Source organism: Acinetobacter sp. ACNIH3, from assembly GCF_002918965.1.
GTDB classification, from domain to species: Bacteria; Pseudomonadota; Gammaproteobacteria; order Pseudomonadales; family Moraxellaceae; genus Acinetobacter; species Acinetobacter schindleri.
The window spans coordinates 1-18,624 of the sequence record NZ_PQLP01000022.1 but is presented as its reverse complement, the minus strand read 5'-3'; the positions used below and the strand labels follow the sequence as shown (position 1 = coordinate 18,624).

Genomic DNA, 18,624 nt, shown 5'->3' with positions numbered 1-18,624 from the left:
AATGAATACACTACAGTCAAATCCTATTTCACAATCAGATATTGATGATGTGAATATCCAAAGCATGATTCCTCTTGTAACTCCAGCACAATTAAAGACTGAGTTGCCTTTGACTGAGAATGCTTATCAAACCGTACTGAAAGGTCGTGAAACGATTCGCAATATTCTGGATGGCAACGATAAACGTCTTTTTGTCGTGATTGGTCCATGTTCAATTCATGACCCTGAAGCTGCCAAAGAATATGCTGAGCGCCTGAAAGTGCTGAGCGAAAAAGTGAAAGACAGCCTGTATCTAGTAATGCGTGTGTATTTTGAAAAACCACGTACCACGATTGGCTGGAAAGGTCTGATCAATGACCCGGACATGAATGACTCGTTCAATATTGAAAAAGGTCTACGCATTGGCCGTAAGCTTTTACTTGAGCTGAATGAAAAAGGTCTGCCATGTGCAACCGAAGCACTTGATCCAAACTCACCACAGTATTATCAGGATTTAATTTCATGGTCAGCGATTGGTGCACGTACTACCGAAAGCCAGACTCACCGTGAAATGTCATCTGGCCTGTCTTCACCAGTAGGTTTCAAAAACGGTACTGATGGCGGCCTGACTGTTGCAACCAATGCCATGCAATCCGTGAAACACGGTCATAGCTTCCTCGGTCTGAACGATCAAGGTCAGGTTGCAGTCATTCGTACTTCTGGTAACCCATATGCTCATGTGGTACTTCGTGGTGGCAATGGCAAACCGAACTATGATGCAGGTTCTGTTGCAGAAGCTGAGACTGCTTTGGCAAAAGCGAAAGTTAGTACCAAAATCATGATTGACACCAGTCATGCAAACTCAAATAAAGACCCGTACTTACAACCATTAGTGCTAAAAAACATCACTGAACAAATTATTGATGGAAATAAATCAATTGTTGGTATTATGGTAGAAAGTCATCTTAAAGGTGGTCGTCAGGATATCCCGGCTAACCTTTGTGATCTGGAATACGGCAAATCAGTGACTGATGGCTGTATCGACTGGGAAACGACTGAAAAGGCATTACTTGATATGCATGAGGCGTTAAAGGACGTTTTACCGAATCGCTAAGCGATTGATCAAAGCGCCATCGTAAGATGGCGTTTGCATTTCTACATAAGGAAAATGATCTGATGAATGAAATTGAAACTGCACTCTGTCAAATCAATAATTTTCAATTCATCCATGAGCACCTGTTTACTTCAGGCCAGCCAACAGCAGAACAGCTCAAACTGATAAAGGAATACGGGATCTCGACCATTATCAATGTAGCTTTGAGCGATGCAGAGCCTCACCTGGACCATGAAGATAAAATCTGTCTGGAGCTTGGACTCAACTATATCCAGCTGCCAATTTCATGGGAAATGCCATCCGATGATCAATGCCTGCTAGTGCTGGACATGATTGATCATCTCATCAAGCAACAAGCCGTTTGGGTACATTGCAACCAGAACTTCCATGTCAGCAGCCTGATGTATTTATATCGCCAATACTATATGGATATGGATCTACCGACGGCGCAAGCAAGCCTGCATCAGATCTGGGAACCGAACGACACCTGGACGGGTCTATTGCATGCTGTTGCCTTACAGCTACAAGGCCGTAAAGCAACTGAAGAACTTAAATTGGCAATGATTAATCCTGATCACTTTGCATGAGCGATCAGGACCGTCGCCATAGACAGAATGCCTTCCTGACGCCCGGTAAAGCCCAGCTTTTCTGTTGTCGTCGCCTTAACGCTAATCTGGGTTACATCTACTTCTAGTACATCTGCAATGCTTTGACGCATTTCCAGATTATGCTTTGCCAGTTTTGGACGTTCACAGGCCACAGTAATATCTGCATTATTCAATACATAACCACGATCCAAGATCAGCTGATACACGTGCTTCAACAATACACGACTGTCAGCACCTTTAAAATTAGGATCCGTATCTGGAAAATGCTGACCGATATCTCCCAGCGCCAATGCACCTAATAAAGCATCACATAATGCATGTAATACAACGTCACCATCCGAGTGTGCTTTGAGGCCATGGGTATGTGGAATTTTCACGCCTGCCAGTGTGACAAAACCACCTTCTTCGAATGCATGCACATCCAGCCCCTGACCAATTCGAATTTGTGCAACCACTGTTTTCATCCTTAGAAATAACCAATTGAAATCTTGTACACTTCGTTTCTATTTCGCTATAGTTAGACCAAGCGTAACACAGTGAAAGTATAAGCGATCATGCTGCTGAAAACTGATATAAAAATGATGAAACTTCTGGGTCTCATGCTGGGTTTGAGCACTTTGGCAACAGGTGCTGCAGCATCCGTACGTCCGCTAGAATGTTCAGATAGCTCACAAGCCAGTAAAGCAACTTCGACGCTGTGTTCCGTGTCTCTGGCTGAATTTAGAAAAAATCTGGCGAGCCAGTATCTCACGGCCTACCTGATTACTGATGCACCTTTAAGTATTATTCAGGATACGCATCAACTATGGCTAACCCGCTTACAACAGTGCAAAACACTAGACTGTTATAAACAGCAGTTTGACGTGCGTTTAGATGATCTGAATATCTTTATTTCTTTAAATCAAAGCCTGACCCAGCATTATTTAAAATTTGAACAGGGCCAGATTGCCAAACAGCCGGCACACCTGAAAGTCCATCAGCTCAGTAAAGACCGCATCAAGATCGAAGGTATTGCCTATCGCAGTCCTAAAAATCGTATAGATACTCAAACTATCCCTTTTTTAGCTTATACCACTCCTGAAGCTAAAACTGAAATCACTGATAACGAAAACGACTGTAAGTATGAATTCCACTATACTAAGGCCATTCTTTTGGTAAAGACCCAGCAGAAAGGCTGTGAACGCTTTAGCGGTGTCTATCGCCTATATGACTAAACTCATTCAATTAACAAAAGATCATCCGAGGATGATCTTTTTTGTTTTAAGCTACAGGATAGTTTTGAGCCACCTGCTGGCTGATCATTGCTGCTGTCGCAGCAGAGAGCGTCCAGCCTAAATGTCCATGTCCGGTATTATAAAACACCCGCTTGTGTTTTCCTTGACGCACGACTGGCATCATATTCGGCATCATTGGCCTTAATCCGGTCCAGGGAATCACATATTCAGTGGAAATATCAAAATTACGATGCGTCCAGTCAATTAAAGGCTGAATCCGGTCAGCACGAATGTCGCGGTTATAACCATTAAACTCTGCCGTACCCGCAATACGCAGTCGGTCCTTACCCAATCGGGAGAGCACAATTTTAGCGCTTTCATCCAGCAGGCTGACCCACGGCGCATTTTGCTGACTTTGTTCATCGTTAAGCTGTACGGTAATTGAATATCCTTTCACCGGATAGACATTGACCCGGTCACCCAACAGATAAGAGAGTTGATAACTACCCACACCGGCACAGACCACGATGGCATCAGCTTTCAGTTCCAGTCGTTCTTGCGGATTGGTATTGGAGTTTTCACTGCTCGGCATACAACTGATCCGGATATAATCATCCTTCTGCTCTACTGCCTGTACATTCTGACCAAACAGGAAAAGTACACCTTTGTCTGCACAAGCCTTGGCCAGACCTGTAGTAAATTTATGAATATCCCCGGTAGCATCGCTACGGCTAAAGAAGCCGGCATAATAATCACCGGTTAAAGTGGGTTCAATCTGTTTAATTTCTTCATTGGAAATCGCATTGCGTTCCAGTCCACCACTGCAAAGCAGATCATTGACCTTCATCGCGACCTTATAATCCTGCTCGGTATGATAAAAATGCAGGATTCCCCTCTTTTCCAGATCAAACTCAATCTGTTCTGTTTCAGCAATTTCAAATAAACGTTTACGGGCCAATAACGCCATTTTTACCGTTTCCCGGGTATTGGTTTCGTAATGACGAATATTCCCCATAAATTCCATTAGCCAGCTGTATTTATGTATACTAAAAGACGGGTTGAGCAGTAATGGGGCAGTTTTTTGCGACATCCATTTCAGGCCTTTCAGTACCGTCGCTTTTTGGTTCCATACTTCTGCATTACAGGCGGAAAGTTGCCCGCCATTGGCATACGAGGTTTCCATGGCAGGGTAAAGATGCTGGTCGACTACAGTGACGTGATACCCTAATAAAGCCAGTTCATAAGCAGTGGTTACGCCGGTAATCCCGGCGCCAATGACAATTACATGACGCATAGACATCTCCTTTTTTATTATGATGTCTGCCCCATCTGTCATTTTTACCTGAGAGCTTTGATTTCAGTATTGGAGATCAATACCTTAACCTTCCCCTTCGGTGAGTGATTCAACACTTCTCTCCAGAGTTTTGCATTATTACAGTCCTTCTGCCTGAGAGTTTCCGGGGTCGTTGCTCCTTCGGCGAATGCGGGTGCATTTCTCTCCTGCAATAATGTGCATATGTATTGTTTTGCAATTTATATACCATGCTATAGCGCTTAATAAAAAATTACTGTGCAAAGTTGTAAAGACACAGTAATTAGCAAGGCATACGTTATGCTCGCTTAGCTATAAAATGAAATCTAAATGAAGTTTTAGATATTTGATTAAGTTATTTGAAACAGGATTATATTAATTAAAAATTTTAATTTGCTTAGGCTATTTTGAGTGAAAAATTTCTCTATTGGATTCTTTTAACTAGATGATAAAACTTAAGAATAATGGCAAGGTTAATCCTGCAACCAGGGTTTGCACACTAATAACTTTCGCCATAAGTTCACTGTCTCCACCCAGAACTTTGGTCAATACATAAGAAGCAGAAGCTGTGGGTAACGCGAAAAACAGTACCAGCACTTGAGTGGTCAGCGTGGATATTCCGAGTATCTTGCATACCCCCAAGCCAAGCAATGGCATGCAGATCATACGCCCAGTTGTGTTCCAGACGATGCGCCATAAATCCAGATTAATTTGCCCAAACTTTAATGCTGCCCCGACACACATCAAACCTAAAGGCAAACTGCATGCTGCCATCTGTTTCAATAACTGGTTCATACCCTGCCATATTCCCAATCCGGACAGATTATAAAGCCCACCTACCAGACAGCCTAAAATCAGTGGATTTTTCGCGAGGGATATGAAAATTTTTCCAAACTGCATATCGGCCGGTTTAGTAAATGCCAGCACAGAAACGGTATTTACGACTGGAATAAAGAATACCATAATGACGGCAAATACTGTCATCCCTGCCTGCCCAAATAAGGTGCTGACCGCAGCAATGCCAATATAGGTATTAAAGCGCAGTATGCTTTGTATATAGACCCCAAATCGGGCAAAGTTAATCCGGTATATCGCTTTTAGACTGTACAGCACTGCACAAACCAGTACAGTAATGATTGAAATAACCAGCACCACATCCTGGATAATATCTATATGAATCTGAGCAGTAGCCAGATTCAGGAATAGCATGATTGGAAATAGTACATAATAGTTTAGCTTTTCTGCCCCCAGCCAAAATCCGTCTTCTAACCATTTCCTTTGTTTTAATGTATAACCCAGGGTAATTAGGGCAATCAGTGGAAACAGGACGCTGAAGATAGTATGAAGCATTGAGCCACTCGTAACATGCAATTTTGTGGCAATCGAACCCAACTGCCTGTCAATGATTAAGGATACAACAACCGAAGAGTTGCAGGAGAGAAAATAGTGGAAAAATCAATGGATAATAAGTAAGAGAAAATCTCTTATGCGTTTTAATTAATAATAAACCAATTAAATCCAGCTTTCTTCTTTTGCAATATTTAATACCTCAACTTTTAAACCTTCTAACTCATTAAAAATTTTTGAATCATTTTTTGGATGAGTTTTCGAATTTCATTTTTAATAAACCTAAACTTCTTAAAAGCATAGGAAAAATAAGTTTCTCTCTACCTAAATCATCTATTGCCTTTGCAGATATAAAAAAAGCCAGACCGAAGTCTGACTTTTTGGATTCACTTCAGATCAGAAGCGAATTATTTCGGTTCAATTGGTGCAAACGGCGCAACCACATCGGCATTCTGTGCACGATGACGCATAAAGTGATCCATCAATACAATCGCCAGCATAGCTTCAGCAATCGGAGTCGCACGTACACCCACACAAGGATCATGACGGCCTTTGGTCAACACGTCAGTATCTTCACGATTGATGGTGATGGTTTTACCCGGCGTGGTAATAGACGCAGTTGGTTTCAAAGCAATCGATACGCGAATGTCCTGACCGCTAGAAATCCCACCTAGAATACCGCCGGCATGGTTTGCTAAGAAGCCATCCGTCGTTAATTCATCACGCGTTTCATGACCAAACTGCTCAGCAACGCCAAAACCGTCACCAATCTCAACACCTTTAACGGCGTTAATAGACATCATGGCATGCGCGATGTCAGCATCCAGACGATCGAATACTGGCTCACCCCAGCCTACTGGGACTTTAGAGGCAATAATTTCAAGGCGCGCGCCACAACTGGTGCCTTGTTCACGCAACGACGTGACCAGTGCCTCAAAACGTGGAACGGCATCAACATCACCACAGAAGAACGGATTATTTGGAACTTCATTCCAGTCCAGTTTCTCGGCTTTTTCAGTGCCAATCTGGGTGACATGACCGCGGATTTCAATACCGAATTTCTCAAACAGGAATTTCTTGGCAATCGCACCCGCTGCCACACGCATTGCAGTTTCACGTGCACTTGAACGGCCACCGCCACGATAATCACGGAAACCATACTTCTGGGTATAGGTATAGTCTGCATGACCCGGGCGGAAAGTCTGCGCGATATTGCCATAGTCTTTCGATTTCTGGTCAGTATTGCGGATTAAAAGACCGATTGAAGTGCCGGTGGTTTTACCCTCAAACACACCGGAAATAATTTCCACTTCATCCGGCTCTTTACGCTGCGTTGCAAATTTCGATGTACCCGGCTTACGACGGTCCAGATCCTTTTGCAAATCCGCTTCAGACAGTTCAATCCCTGGTGGAACCCCATCAATAATGGCCATTAAGCCAACACCATGAGATTCACCACAAGTCGTTACACGGAAGAGTTGCCCTATACTATTACCTGCCATGTGAACGACTCCTTATGCATTAACAGATTGAATAAATAAATCGCGATATTGACGGCATTGGGCTGCAGTCAATGCAAAGATACCTGAACCACCACGTTGGAACTGCAACCAGTGGAAATCAACTTTATTGAAGTTTTGCTTCATTGCCCATTCAGAGTTGCCGACTTCAATTACAATCAGACCATCTTCAGTCAGGTAATCAGCCGCTTGAGCCAGCATTTTACGTACTAGATCGAGACCATCCTGACCTGCAGCCAAAGCCATTTCAGGTTCGTGGTGGAATTCGTCTGGTAAATCTGCCATATCCTCTGCATCCACATATGGAGGATTCGACACGATTAGATCATATTGATTTTCAGCTGGAATTTTTGCGAACAGGTCCGATTCAAGCAATGCCACTTGATACTGCTTGTTATGATGCTCACAGTTGATCTGCGCTACTTCTAAAGCCTCTTTAGACAGATCGGTTGCATCCACTTCAGAATCTGGAAAAGCGTATGCCAATGCAATCGCAATACAGCCTGAACCGGTGCACATGTCCAGAATACGTTGTGGTGTTTTTGGATTCGGATTTTCTGGCAGGTTATTTACCGCTGCACCCATTTCACCATTTTCGCCCAGGCAATATGGTGCAAAACGGTTTTCAATCAGCTCAACGATTGGTGAACGTGGAATCAGTACACGCTCATCCACATAGAATGGCTTACCAAAGAAATAAGCCAGATTTAATAGATAAGATGTCGGCATTCTTTCATTGATACGACGTCCTAACAGATTCAAAAACTCTTCTTTTTCACTTGGAAGCAGTTTTGAATCCAGAATTTCTGGATCAGCATTCCAGTCCAGAGAAAGGGTTTGTAAAACCAGTGCTGAACTTTCAGCAAAATAATCTTCTGTGCCTTGGCCCAAGTGCGCATCGTATTGACGTAATGCTGTAACACCAAAACGGATAAAATCACGAATGGTTGTTAGATTTTCAGCGGCTTCCTGCAAATGTTCAGGGCTAATAGTCGGTCGATCCACTTAAGGCGTCTCCAGAGGTCATATTTTAAAACGCCTTATGATACCTTGTTTCGCCTGCTTTTATAATGCTAAAACCATGAAAAATACGAAAACAGCACGACTCCACTCTGGCTGAATCCGGTTTTAGAAGCCTGTTATTTGATGATGAGAATGGTCAACAATAGATCGCTTTAATCCGGATTTGAATGCTTTAAAGTATGAGAGATAAATCGAACGTTTTATGAAGTAGGTGATAAATAATACTGACTCACCTATTCAGCGCTTCTGTCCAGTTTTAATAAATCTCAAATTCTCGCCATAATTTAAAAAGTATAACAAACTTACATGTCCGTTATGCTTTTGAGTACCGATCAGATCCTCAGCGTTTTCCGACAAAAGAACGTGATTGATAATAATTGGACTGCTCAATTACCATGGCTAGGGCACATTGCCCTTGCTGGATTTTGGTGTAGTTTCCAGCACGGATACGACCACATTGCTTGTCCAGTCTGGATTCAAACAAGGCATAATGGTTTTTTACTACAGCAGCATTATTTGCGTTTAATTTAAGATAATTTTTATAGCTTTTTTTCAAGATTTTAGTCTGCCCTTTTAATTCCTTAGCAATACATTTTTCAGTCTTGGTACGGTCACCATAGGTGAACTTCATACACTGTGAATATTCCCTTGAATAATCCTGAGCTGCTTGTGTATATACAGCTGTACCTGCCAGAATAGCAGTTAATAACCATGCAAAACGCATACATTCCCCTTTGCCAAATTGGCATGATGCTTACAATCGCACTCATCAATTTTGTTTTAAGTTATATTCCGATACTACCTGAGTCCAGTGAAAATTCCTATTCCTTTATAAGCATCGATTTTATGCAAATGAGCAATTGAAACTCTCAGAATTGTCTCCATTATATAGCGAAGATATACAAGTAAACGAGTTGAATGTTATGAGCTACAAGCATAACAACCTGATGGCCATGCGCCTGAATTATTGGGATGATGTACAGTCTCATAACGTGCAGCAGGAAAAGGCATTTTTGCAAGACATGTTAATTCAGCAAGGTGTTTTTCAGCAGGCAACGCTAGAAGATGCACGCTACCTGTTTTTTAGTTTGCCCAGTATCGTGATTGTTAAAGGTTATGCTCTGGGCTTTCAGCATGAGTCCGTGATTACATTGATTCAACAGCACATTCAAACAAATATCCAACAGTTGCAACAAAGAACTGAATTAAAAATTCAATTTCAGATGCCATAATGCCTTGGCTAATATAAATACAGGTCATCGAGCCTGATCATGTTTAGCGTAAATTCAATCTGTTAAAACTTTTTTAATACGTGAAGACAGGTTAATATCCGCTACAATGATTTATTCTGCTATATGCTGGGAAAGGATTTATTCTACATGTCAGATCAGAACGATAAGCTCAAACAACTGAAAACCTCATCCATGGATCGACGCTTATCGATCGCCAAGGCATCCCTACTTGCAGGCACCCGCTGGGCAGCATCAAATGCCACTTCAATGTTCTCGAGTGAAGAAGAGAAAGAGAAAAAACGCAAAAAAGCCATGAAAGAGCAGGCAGATTATCTGGTTGCAGAAATCGGCAAGCTGAAAGGTTCTATCGTCAAGATTGGCCAAATGATGGCGCTCTATGGCGAACATTTTCTGCCTGAAGAAATCACTCAGGCATTAAATACATTAAATAATAAGACTGTAGCCTTGGCCTGGCCTGCGATTAAAGCGCAGTTACAAGCACAGCTTGGTTCAAAACTTGATGATTTAACTATTGATCATGAACCTTTAGGAACAGCCTCACTGGCTCAGGTACATCGCGCCAAACGCAAATCTGACGGGCTGGAACTGGTACTGAAAATCCAGTATCCAGGCGTTGCAGAAGCGATTGACTCAGATATGAGCCTGTTTAAGAACATGCTCAAATTGACCCGTATGGTGCCGCAAACCCGTGAATTTGATCAGTGGTTTGATGAAGTTCGTGAAATGATGCATCGTGAAGTGGACTACAAAATTGAAGCTGCGACAACCCGCCGTTTCCGTCAACGTCTGCAAAATGATCCACGTTATATCGTACCGACCATTATTGAAGATTACTCGACCGATCGCGTGCTCTGTATGACCTTTGAACGTGGTGTACCGATCAATAGTCCAGTGATGCTGTCTCTACCACAGGAACGTCGTAATAAACTGGGTGAAGCTTCCCTTGAAATCGCTGTACGTGAGATTTTTGAATGGGGCGAGATGCAGACTGACCCGAATTTCGGCAATTACCTGGTACGTCTAGGGGATGGCGAAAATATCCAGGACAAGATTGTGCTTCTCGACTTCGGTGCAATCCGTCAGTTTGACCAGCATCTACTCAATGTAGCGCGTAACCTGATCCAGGCCGGTTATCATCATGATTCAGACATGATGGTGAAAGCCATGACCGGTTATGAATTCTTTGATTCTATTCCGCCTAGCATCAAACCGGATATGGCAAAAGTCTTTCTGTTAGCCACAGAAGCCTTCAGCTCGCCAATGAACAATAAAGACTTGCCTCCAGGTGTGATGGATGAACATGACCGCTATAACTGGAAAAAAAGCCAGCTTCATAGCCGTGTGATGCAGCAGGCTTCTAAATCTATGGCTTCACGTTATTTCAGTGTACCGCCTAAAGAATTTATGTTTATCAGCCGTAAGTTCATTGGCGCTTATACCTTCATGACGGTGATTGATGCGAAAACTAATGTACGCGCAATGATTAAACGTCACCTCTAATAGACTAAGTTATTATTAGCCTTATATAAGACCCGGATGATTTTGTCATTCGGGTCAATTTTTGATAAAAACCAAATTTTTCTTATTTTATTTTTCTATTTATTTTCAATATCTTAAATATTTAAATCCTCTCTTTATTTTAATGATAGATTGACAATGATTCATGTCATTGATGACATGGTTTTTTCTAGAGCTGCATGTCAACATCAGGCAAATAAGATAACACCCCGTAGGATAATTAGAATGAACAATATGGTGAACAAAGCACAAGGATTTGGCTTGTCCATCCTGACCAAAGTGGCTGGAAGTGATTTACTCGACCAATTAAAGCTGCGTAAATTTTTAGAAAAATCACTTTATCAAAGCTCCAAAGCAGGTTTTAAAACACTCAGCCAAACTCAGAAAATTCTGAAATCTGGTCAGAAAATTCAAAGACAGCGTTTAACACATCAGTCCAAATCACTGTTTGATCTGAATCTGACTGAAGAACAGCAAATGACATGTGAGGCGATGCAACAGTTTGCCAGCGAAGTCCTTTATCCTTTGGCACATGATGCAGATCATCATGAAATCTTTCCAGAGGAACTCTGGCAATATTCAACCGATCTGGGTCTTAATTTTTATGCGCTGCCTGAAGCTCTAGGTGGCGTTGCTACAGAACAGAATATCGTCAGCAATGTCCTGATGGCTCAACAGTTGGCTCAAGGTGATTTCAGTCTGACTGCTGGACTGCTTTCTACCTTTAGTGTGATTAATGCGATTACCCGTTGGGGTTCAGAACAGGTTCAGACTGAGTATTTGACTGCATTCGCTGATGATCCTCATCTTAAAGCTACCTTCGCAGTACAGGAAGTAACAGCTGCCTTTAATCCTTATCAGTTAAAAACTAAAGCAACGTCGAATGGAGATCACTATTTAATTAATGGTGAAAAAACCTTGGTGATGCTCGGAGAAACTGCTGATATCTATCTGGTCAGTGCAGATCTGAATGGCAAAACCGAAGTATTTATTGTGCAACGCAATAATACTATTACTGCACAAAAATCTCCGGCTATGGGCCTGAAAGCCACTCAAACCATGAATCTAAAATTTAATAACACACTGGCACAACGCCTGGGAGATGACGATTTTGATTACACCGCTTTTATTGATCTGGGTAACTTGATGTGGTGTGCCATGGCGGTCGGTACCTGTGAAGCGGTTAAAAAATACTGTGTGCAATATGCCAATGAACGCACAGCCTTTGGTGAACCAATTTCCCATCGGCAAAGTGTAGCTTTTATGATTGCAGATATGGCGATTGAAATTGATGCTATGCAAATGCTGATCCTGAATGCCGCCAGTCTGGCAGAATCCGGACAGGATTTTCATCGTGAAGCTTATCTGGCCCGTCTGCTCTGTGCAGAAAAATCCATGAAAATTGGCACAGATGGCGTGCAGATCCTCGGCGGATATGGCTTCACCAAGGAACATCCGGTAGAACGCTGGTATCGGGACTTAAGAGCAACAGCAATCGTACATTCTGGCCTTCATGCCTGAGCAAAGAATAAGGAAAAAAATAGATGAACTTGCAAAATCCTAAAAAATTCAAATTGCTGATTGATCAGGCACATGAAGTTGCTCTAAATGTACTCCGCCCTATTTCACGCAAATATGACAAAGCTGAACATGCTTATCCGAAAGAGTTAAATATGCTCGCTTCTGTCATCGACGGCATGAACCAAGGCAGCGAAGGCATGAATGCGGGAGCTGCGGTCAATAAACGCGGTGATAACGATGAAAGCAATAAAAATGGTGTAAATATGTCGACAGCACTTAGTATTGTCGAAATGTGTTATGGCGATACCGGACTGCTTTTATCCATGCCGCGTCAAGGTTTAGGAAATTCAGCCATTGCTGCTGTTGCTAATGAGGAACAGTTACAACGCTTTCATGGCATCTGGGCAGCGATGGCAATCACTGAACCAGGCTGTGGTTCGGATTCAGCCGCCATTCGTACCACCGCCATTAAAGAGAGTGATGACTATATCCTGAATGGTGAAAAAATCTTTGTCACCTCTGGCGAACGTGCAGATGCGGTTGTGGTCTGGGCGACTTTAGATAAAAAACTTGGCCGTGCTGCAATCAAATCCTTTGTCGTACCTAAAGGCACACCCGGCATGAAAATCGAGCGTCTGGAACATAAGCTAGGCATTAAAGCCTCGGATACGGCTGCAATTAGTTTTATCGATTGTCGTATACCTGCTGCTAATTTGCTTGGACATGCTGAAATTGATGTGGCCAAGGGTTTTGCTGGGGTCATGGAAACTTTTGATAATACCCGACCACTGGTTGCTGCAATGGCAATTGGCTGTTCCAAAGCATCTCTAGAACGAATCAAAGAGATATTCAAAGACCAGCTAGATACGGATTACGGTACACCCTATTTACAGACCTCCCATATTGCAGCGCAGATTTACCGGATGGAAGCAGAATGGGAAGCAGCTCGACTGCTGATGCTCAAAGCAGCCTGGATGGCAGACAATCGTAAACCCAACTCTCGCGAAGCTTCAATTGCCAAAGCCAAGGCTGGTCGTATTGCTAATGAAATCACTTTAAAGTGCGTCGAGTTAGCATCTTCTGCAGGTTATAGCGAGACTGAGCTACTCGAAAAATGGGCTCGTGACTCAAAAATCCTCGATATCTTTGAAGGTACCCAGCAAATCCAACAGCTGATTATTGCTCGTCGTGAGCTGGGTAAATCATCTAGTGAGCTGAAGTAAGCCGTAGAATCTCTAACATGCTGACTCATTGATGGATTTATAAGCTAAAAAGATGGATTTTTTACAGTTTTAGGACTATAAAATTTCCATCTTTTTTTACATTTTATGATTTATGTATTCTATTCGACCGATCCAGCCTAAAGATAATCCCCAAATTGCCAAAATTATTCGTGAAGTTTCTATTGAATTTGGTCTTGCTGCTGAATCCGGTTTTGCAGTAGGTGATTCTATTCTGGACAGCTTATATCAGGTTTATCAACAACCAAACGCTGCTTACTGGGTTATTGTCGATGAAGATGATCAAATTTATGGTGGTGGTGGCATTGCTCCCTTACAAGGTGATAATAGCATTCTAGAAATCCAGAAAATGTATTTCCTCCCAGCCATTCGTCAACATGGGTTTGCCAAACAGATTTTGAATCTGGCTTTTGATTTCGCACAGCAACAGAAATTTCATAAGATTTATCTGGAAACGACAAAATCCCTTTGGCAAGCTGTCAAACTCTATGAAAAACTGGGCTTTGAACATCTGGCATATCCTGAAGGAAATACGGGGCATAGTGAAGCGTGTGAAATCTGGATGCTGAAAACTATATAAAATATGCCTCAAGTAAAGATCAAGCCAAAAAGCTGCAAAAATTATTGTAGCTCAGGTTTAAAAGGCTAATCAGCTTGACGCTGAACAGTTCATTTTTTAGTATCAAATTAATTTTATAATGCGGATATTTAATTTTGACCTACTTTAAGTCCTTTTCCTTAAAACGTCTTTTATCTCATTTTTTTACACCTTCGCATTTCAAACGACTCATCCTCCTAGGCAGTGCAATTACTTTAACTGCATGTTCTTCTTTAGGTGGAGGTTCCATAGAAAAACGCTCAGCTAAACTTTCCAAAGGGATACAAAATGCATATTCTATCTCTCCAGAAACAGCAAATCGCGTATCGCCACTGATTATTAAAAGTGCCGAACAGCACAATTTAGATCCACTCTTAGTCGCAGCAGTAATCCGACAAGAATCTACCTATCGTCCGTATGTCAGCTCATCCGCTGGTGCTGTAGGTTTAATGCAAATTATTCCACGTTATTGGCAAAGTAGTTGTGGAGCTGATTTATTCCATGAAGCCACCAATGTCCAATGTGGCTCCTATATATTAGCGCGTTATCAACAATCTGCAGGCGACTTAAAAAAGGGGCTAGGATATTATAATGTCGGTCCATCTGGTTTTGAAAATAATCGCAAGATGCGTAAGCAAGGTAAAAAATACGCTAAACAGGTACTTAACCATAAAAAAACGTTAAAAAACTCAATTTAGTTTTTCTAATAGATGTAATTAAGCATAATTATAGATTATGCTTAATTATTCATCTAAACCATGATTTTCCACTTTTATAATATTATTTGACCCACGTCACTATTAAATTTTTATATAGCATTTAAATCACATTTTGATTCAAATATATCAAAACTTATATTGTTTATTAATACAATATTTAAAATTCTCTGTTATATTTTTTTATATTATTTACAATATTAATACATAATGAATCAGCTTATGCATATAATTAGTTATTCAAATATGATGTTAATATTTAAAATTAATAAGAATTAAGTCACATAAAATCATTTTTAAATTAATTTTAAATAATACTCTATTTCAATTAATAGTTTTCATATAAGCTAATTTCTAAATATTTTCGATTTATTCTAACTTGTATTCTTGGTTCTTTTATATAAACATTCTTGCGATATTTTTTTATCTTTATTATTTAAAATTTTCCAGGGGATAGTATGGCCAAGCTTACTTTAGATGCACTTACAGATATTGACGGTTTCGTTGCAGCAGCACTCGTAGACAGCGAAAGCGGTCTTGCATTAGCAACTCTTGGCAATAATACAATTGATCTTGAGCTCGCAGCTGCAGGCAACACAGAAGTTGTACGTGCTAAACGTCGTGTAGCAGCGAGCCTGAATCTGAATGATTCTATCGAAGACATTCTAATCACTTTAGGTAAACAATATCACTTGCTACGCCCACTTGATTCAAATGAAAATTTATTCCTTTATCTAGTTCTTGACCGTAGTCGTTCAAACCTGGCTATGGCACGTCATGAATTGAAACACTTTGAAAAAGGTTTAGATTTTGCTTAATTAAGCTATTTGAGGGTTACTTTTTCCGGTAACCCTTAAATTGAGCATATCCTCATGAAAGATACTCTCTATATTTCCATTTTTGGACTCAGCCTATCTTTAATAAATGTATTTAAAAGTACAATGGTTGATGTTTTAAGTGAAAAATATAATCTGATATGAACCAATCTTACTGACCAAAAACTACAGCTTTTATTAGTAAATGCTGATTTTGTCGATTTACCCCATATTCAAAAAATTAAAAATAATAATCTTACACTTCTATAAGTTGAGAAAAACCCTACATTGTCATCTCAGGTGATTGAAAATACATTATTCTTACCCTTTGAACACCCCCATGCTTTAATTGAATGGTTACAACGTGAATTTTTATCAGGCACTCAATCGTCTCATTCAATTGAACAACCGATATTAATATTGCCCTCTTGTAGCGCCAAAATAGCATATCACTCATTTAAATTAATACTAGATGAGCTATTTCAGCCATCAGGTCATAGCAAATACATGATTAAAAATAGTGATAAACATGTAGCTCTTATTGATCTGGAACAACATTGCTTCTATCCAGCAATCGACTGGTATCCGCAACCTGATTCAGAATTCAGCCTTGAACCTGCCGATCTAAATAGTATTGTGCAATTTCGCGCTCAAGTGCGTCCAGAAGATCTTAACCAAGGGATCTGGAATTTTGTATGGCATTACCTGCAATTTACTAAACTTGAATATCCAGACTATTACCGCTTAGCTAAATGGCCACAAATTAAAGATTTCGACCAGCGCAAAGATCTATTCAAATTAGCTGCCCTTTTCAGTGAAGGTTCATCAGTTGCCTATGCACAACAATAGTTGAAATTAGGTGAAAAATATATTCATCAATTTCTATGTGCTTCACAACTAGCCAATATGCTTGAACCAATCTCATCGGATCAAGCCAAATTCACACAGCATGCAACTGCCGCTGTTCAAAAGGAAGCTAATAAAATGATGGGTTTCTTTAGCAAATTACGTAAGAAGCTCGGTATCTAGGAGTAATTCAGTTTGATCTTGCACCAATTTAAATTGGTATTTGCTGGTAGCATGGGTGCTGGCAAGACTACAGCCATTCGCACCATTTCTAATATTGATGTATTAAGTACCGAAGCAATTAATACCGACCTTGAAGCACACCAAAAATCACTAACAACAGTCGGTATCGATTATGGTGAACTGGTCCTGGAAGATGGGGTCAAAGTCGGCTTATTTAGCACACCAGGCCAGCAACGCTTTAATTTTATCTGGAACGTAATTACACAAGGCGCTATTGAAGTAATATTACTGATTGATGACAGTATTGATGAGCCACTAGAAGAGCTAGAATTTTATTTGAATTACTTCAAAGATAAAGTTAAAAACGTTGTGATTGGCATTACACATATTGATAAGAAAGCTAAAAATAATGCTGCTGTCTATCATGGCTGGGCTGAAAAGCAAGACAGTACTTATCCAATGTTCTTTATTGATGCCCGTGAAAAAAATGATGTTTTAATGCTGGTTGATGCCTTGATCGCCACAGCTGAAGTTCAACTTACTGTCTGAAGAAAATTCCATGTCCTTAAATAATCTTGCAAAACGTACTGCTCCCCAAGAATTAACTGAATTTGCAGCCAAGCAGATTCAAGAACTCTTATTCAATGTGCAAGGTATAGAACTTATCATGCTGTGCTCTTCAGATGGATTTGAATTAGCCTCATTTGAAAAAATTAAAACTAACGGTAAAGGAAAACTTGCAGCCGTAAGTAGTTCTATTGTAGCTATGGTCCAGGCATTTATGCAGGAATTACAGCTGGAAGGCTGTCAAAGCATTACACTGGATGCTAATAATGGTAAAGCGATCCTAACTGCAATTCCGCATCCAAAGTTTCCTATGCTGATCCTAGCCATGACCACTAATGATGTACTTTTAGGTCAACTGTTATATTGCACGAAAAAAATTGCTCAGGATATTTCTAACTTTCAAATCTGATTCCATATAAATATTACAAGCTTGAGTCAGGCTTGTAATATTACATAATCAAGATTCATAATAACTACTCATAATTCCAGTCGAGATTCCTACGAGAAAAGCATATTTAAATATATGGTCGACTATAGCTGAACTGATTAAAAGTAAGACAAATAAAATGGCAGAGCCCAAACTAGCCATCACGGGAGCAGCTGTTACTTCTGCCTGATTTATAGGATATTACTTAATCACAATTTTAATTTAAATAATCCTGAATAAAGAACCAGTAATTTAACGATCTAAGTTTCTATATAAACGTACAGCATATAACTAAAAATAATACTTATAGGTAAATCTTTCATCCTTTATGAAATATACACCGTAGATATCAATACCCTTCATATAAGGCATTTGAGTCCATACAGCTATAAGTCTATCTACCGATAGCTCGCAAAACGTTTTATTACCACCATGGTGGTAGGTAAACAAAGTTATTCACCTTTCACCCGTCCTCCTAGGCACTGTAGCGAAGTATTTAATAGCGATACTGCACTTAAGCATCAGCTAAAAAACACTACTAAAATCGATTACAGGGAATTCATCCTAGAAGATAACAACCACTATGAATTTATATAGTGTGCAGATTTTCTGCTGTGGCTTTATATAAAAATAATATTTGCAAGCTTTTGATTAAATCTCGGCCATAAAAAAAACACCCCCTGCCATTTGGCAGAGGGTGTTTAGAATAATGAGCTGGCGATGACTTACTCTCACATGGGAAACCCCACACTACCATCAGCGCTAAGAGGTTTCACTTCTGAGTTCGGGAAGGGATCAGGTGGTTCACTCTTGCTATGGTCG

Annotated in this window: 19 protein-coding genes, 1 rRNA gene and 1 riboswitch; of the genes, 13 read left to right on the top strand and 7 right to left on the bottom strand. The window is 40.5% G+C overall.

The window, feature by feature from the left end:
* Position 1: 1 nt before the first annotated feature.
* Positions 2–1,093 (top strand): 3-deoxy-7-phosphoheptulonate synthase, encoded by a 1,092-nt coding sequence (locus C3420_RS10110; protein WP_111810749.1) that lies wholly within the window; start codon positions 2–4, stop codon positions 1,091–1,093.
* 62 nt (positions 1,094–1,155) lie between these two features.
* On the top strand, positions 1,156–1,680 hold the full coding sequence (locus tag C3420_RS10105; protein ID WP_103800119.1) for a protein tyrosine phosphatase family protein: 525 nt from the start codon (positions 1,156–1,158) through the stop codon (positions 1,678–1,680).
* Here the strand turns inward: C3420_RS10105 and ispF are convergent.
* Positions 1,668–2,156: a 2-C-methyl-D-erythritol 2,4-cyclodiphosphate synthase gene (gene ispF, locus C3420_RS10100; RefSeq protein WP_103800118.1), complete on the bottom strand. Its 489-nt coding sequence runs from the start codon at positions 2,154–2,156 to the stop codon at positions 1,668–1,670. The two genes, C3420_RS10105 and ispF, sit on opposite strands and share 13 nt — an antisense overlap.
* A 99-nt stretch (positions 2,157–2,255) precedes the next feature.
* Between ispF and C3420_RS10095 the strand changes: the two genes are divergently transcribed.
* Entirely contained in the window at positions 2,256–2,915 is a 660-nt protein-coding gene (locus C3420_RS10095) for a hypothetical protein (RefSeq protein ID WP_103800110.1), read from the top strand.
* A 46-nt stretch (positions 2,916–2,961) separates the two neighbouring features.
* Here C3420_RS10095 and C3420_RS10090 read toward each other — a convergent pair whose 3' ends face one another.
* The 5 genes from C3420_RS10090 to C3420_RS10070 all read right to left on the bottom strand — a co-directional run bounded on the left by C3420_RS10090 (position 2,962) and on the right by C3420_RS10070 (position 8,841).
* Complete coding sequence (locus C3420_RS10090) at positions 2,962–4,209, bottom strand: D-amino acid dehydrogenase (RefSeq protein WP_103800111.1); 1,248 nt, start codon at positions 4,207–4,209, stop codon at positions 2,962–2,964.
* A 131-nt stretch (positions 4,210–4,340) separates the two neighbouring features.
* A riboswitch (glycine riboswitch) is annotated at positions 4,341–4,428 on the bottom strand.
* Positions 4,429–4,668: 240 nt separating this feature from the next.
* Positions 4,669–5,577: an AEC family transporter gene (locus tag C3420_RS10085; RefSeq protein WP_103800112.1), complete on the bottom strand. Its 909-nt coding sequence runs from the start codon at positions 5,575–5,577 to the stop codon at positions 4,669–4,671.
* 404 nt (positions 5,578–5,981) lie between these two features.
* A complete protein-coding gene (gene aroC, locus C3420_RS10080; RefSeq protein ID WP_103800113.1) occupies positions 5,982–7,076 on the bottom strand; it encodes a chorismate synthase in 1,095 nt (364 codons plus the stop codon).
* A gap of 12 nt (positions 7,077–7,088) precedes the next feature.
* Positions 7,089–8,099 (bottom strand): 50S ribosomal protein L3 N(5)-glutamine methyltransferase, encoded by a 1,011-nt coding sequence (gene prmB, locus C3420_RS10075; protein WP_004809587.1) that lies wholly within the window; start codon positions 8,097–8,099, stop codon positions 7,089–7,091.
* A gap of 358 nt (positions 8,100–8,457) precedes the next feature.
* Positions 8,458–8,841, bottom strand: a complete 384-nt coding sequence (locus tag C3420_RS10070; protein WP_004895092.1) for a hypothetical protein — start codon at positions 8,839–8,841, stop codon at positions 8,458–8,460.
* 199 nt (positions 8,842–9,040) lie between these two features.
* Between C3420_RS10070 and C3420_RS10065 the strand changes: the two genes are divergently transcribed.
* The 10 genes from C3420_RS10065 (at position 9,041) to C3420_RS10020 (ending at position 17,784) form a co-directional block, all read left to right on the top strand.
* Positions 9,041–9,349 carry a hypothetical protein gene (locus C3420_RS10065; RefSeq protein WP_004809591.1) on the top strand — a complete coding sequence of 103 codons (309 nt, stop codon included), beginning with the start codon at positions 9,041–9,043 and terminating at the stop codon, positions 9,347–9,349.
* A gap of 147 nt (positions 9,350–9,496) precedes the next feature.
* A complete protein-coding gene (locus C3420_RS10060) occupies positions 9,497–10,870 on the top strand; it encodes an ABC1 kinase family protein (protein ID WP_103800114.1) in 1,374 nt (457 codons plus the stop codon).
* 252 nt (positions 10,871–11,122) lie between these two features.
* Positions 11,123–12,409, top strand: a complete 1,287-nt coding sequence (locus C3420_RS10055; protein WP_171294464.1) for an acyl-CoA dehydrogenase family protein — start codon at positions 11,123–11,125, stop codon at positions 12,407–12,409.
* Between the two features lie 23 nt (positions 12,410–12,432).
* Positions 12,433–13,632 carry an acyl-CoA dehydrogenase family protein gene (locus tag C3420_RS10050; protein WP_103800116.1) on the top strand — a complete coding sequence of 400 codons (1,200 nt, stop codon included), beginning with the start codon at positions 12,433–12,435 and terminating at the stop codon, positions 13,630–13,632.
* A gap of 112 nt (positions 13,633–13,744) precedes the next feature.
* Complete coding sequence (locus tag C3420_RS10045; RefSeq protein ID WP_008306269.1) at positions 13,745–14,230, top strand: GNAT family N-acetyltransferase; 486 nt, start codon at positions 13,745–13,747, stop codon at positions 14,228–14,230.
* Positions 14,231–14,364: 134 nt separating this feature from the next.
* On the top strand, positions 14,365–14,946 hold the full coding sequence (locus tag C3420_RS10040; RefSeq protein ID WP_004809600.1) for a lytic transglycosylase domain-containing protein: 582 nt from the start codon (positions 14,365–14,367) through the stop codon (positions 14,944–14,946).
* Positions 14,947–15,422: 476 nt separating this feature from the next.
* Positions 15,423–15,782 carry a hypothetical protein gene (locus C3420_RS10035; protein WP_004895102.1) on the top strand — a complete coding sequence of 120 codons (360 nt, stop codon included), beginning with the start codon at positions 15,423–15,425 and terminating at the stop codon, positions 15,780–15,782.
* Positions 15,783–16,067: 285 nt separating this feature from the next.
* Positions 16,068–16,628, top strand: a complete 561-nt coding sequence (locus C3420_RS17620; protein WP_228152959.1) for a hypothetical protein — start codon at positions 16,068–16,070, stop codon at positions 16,626–16,628.
* Positions 16,629–16,820: 192 nt separating this feature from the next.
* Complete coding sequence (locus C3420_RS10025) at positions 16,821–17,357, top strand: GTP-binding protein (RefSeq protein ID WP_103801063.1); 537 nt, start codon at positions 16,821–16,823, stop codon at positions 17,355–17,357.
* Positions 17,358–17,367: 10 nt separating this feature from the next.
* Positions 17,368–17,784: a roadblock/LC7 domain-containing protein gene (locus C3420_RS10020; RefSeq protein ID WP_004809610.1), complete on the top strand. Its 417-nt coding sequence runs from the start codon at positions 17,368–17,370 to the stop codon at positions 17,782–17,784.
* Between the two features lie 730 nt (positions 17,785–18,514).
* Here the strand turns inward: C3420_RS10020 and rrf are convergent.
* Positions 18,515–18,624, bottom strand: a 5S ribosomal RNA gene (gene rrf / locus C3420_RS10015); the annotation flags it as partial.

Coding starts and splice junctions, on each gene's coding strand:
- C3420_RS10110 (WP_111810749.1), top strand. CDS start 2: ATGAATACACTACAGTCAAATCCTATTTCACAATCAGATATTGATGAT.
- C3420_RS10105 (WP_103800119.1), top strand. CDS start 1,156: ATGAATGAAATTGAAACTGCACTCTGTCAAATCAATAATTTTCAATTC.
- C3420_RS10095 (WP_103800110.1), top strand. CDS start 2,256: ATGCTGCTGAAAACTGATATAAAAATGATGAAACTTCTGGGTCTCATG.
- C3420_RS10090 (WP_103800111.1), bottom strand. CDS start 4,209: ATGCGTCATGTAATTGTCATTGGCGCCGGGATTACCGGCGTAACCACT.
- C3420_RS10085 (WP_103800112.1), bottom strand. CDS start 5,577: ATGCTTCATACTATCTTCAGCGTCCTGTTTCCACTGATTGCCCTAATT.
- aroC (WP_103800113.1), bottom strand. CDS start 7,076: ATGGCAGGTAATAGTATAGGGCAACTCTTCCGTGTAACGACTTGTGGT.
- C3420_RS10070 (WP_004895092.1), bottom strand. CDS start 8,841: ATGCGTTTTGCATGGTTATTAACTGCTATTCTGGCAGGTACAGCTGTA.
- C3420_RS10065 (WP_004809591.1), top strand. CDS start 9,041: ATGAGCTACAAGCATAACAACCTGATGGCCATGCGCCTGAATTATTGG.
- C3420_RS10060 (WP_103800114.1), top strand. CDS start 9,497: ATGTCAGATCAGAACGATAAGCTCAAACAACTGAAAACCTCATCCATG.
- C3420_RS10055 (WP_171294464.1), top strand. CDS start 11,123: ATGGTGAACAAAGCACAAGGATTTGGCTTGTCCATCCTGACCAAAGTG.
- C3420_RS10050 (WP_103800116.1), top strand. CDS start 12,433: ATGAACTTGCAAAATCCTAAAAAATTCAAATTGCTGATTGATCAGGCA.
- C3420_RS10045 (WP_008306269.1), top strand. CDS start 13,745: ATGTATTCTATTCGACCGATCCAGCCTAAAGATAATCCCCAAATTGCC.
- C3420_RS10035 (WP_004895102.1), top strand. CDS start 15,423: ATGGCCAAGCTTACTTTAGATGCACTTACAGATATTGACGGTTTCGTT.
- C3420_RS10020 (WP_004809610.1), top strand. CDS start 17,368: ATGTCCTTAAATAATCTTGCAAAACGTACTGCTCCCCAAGAATTAACT.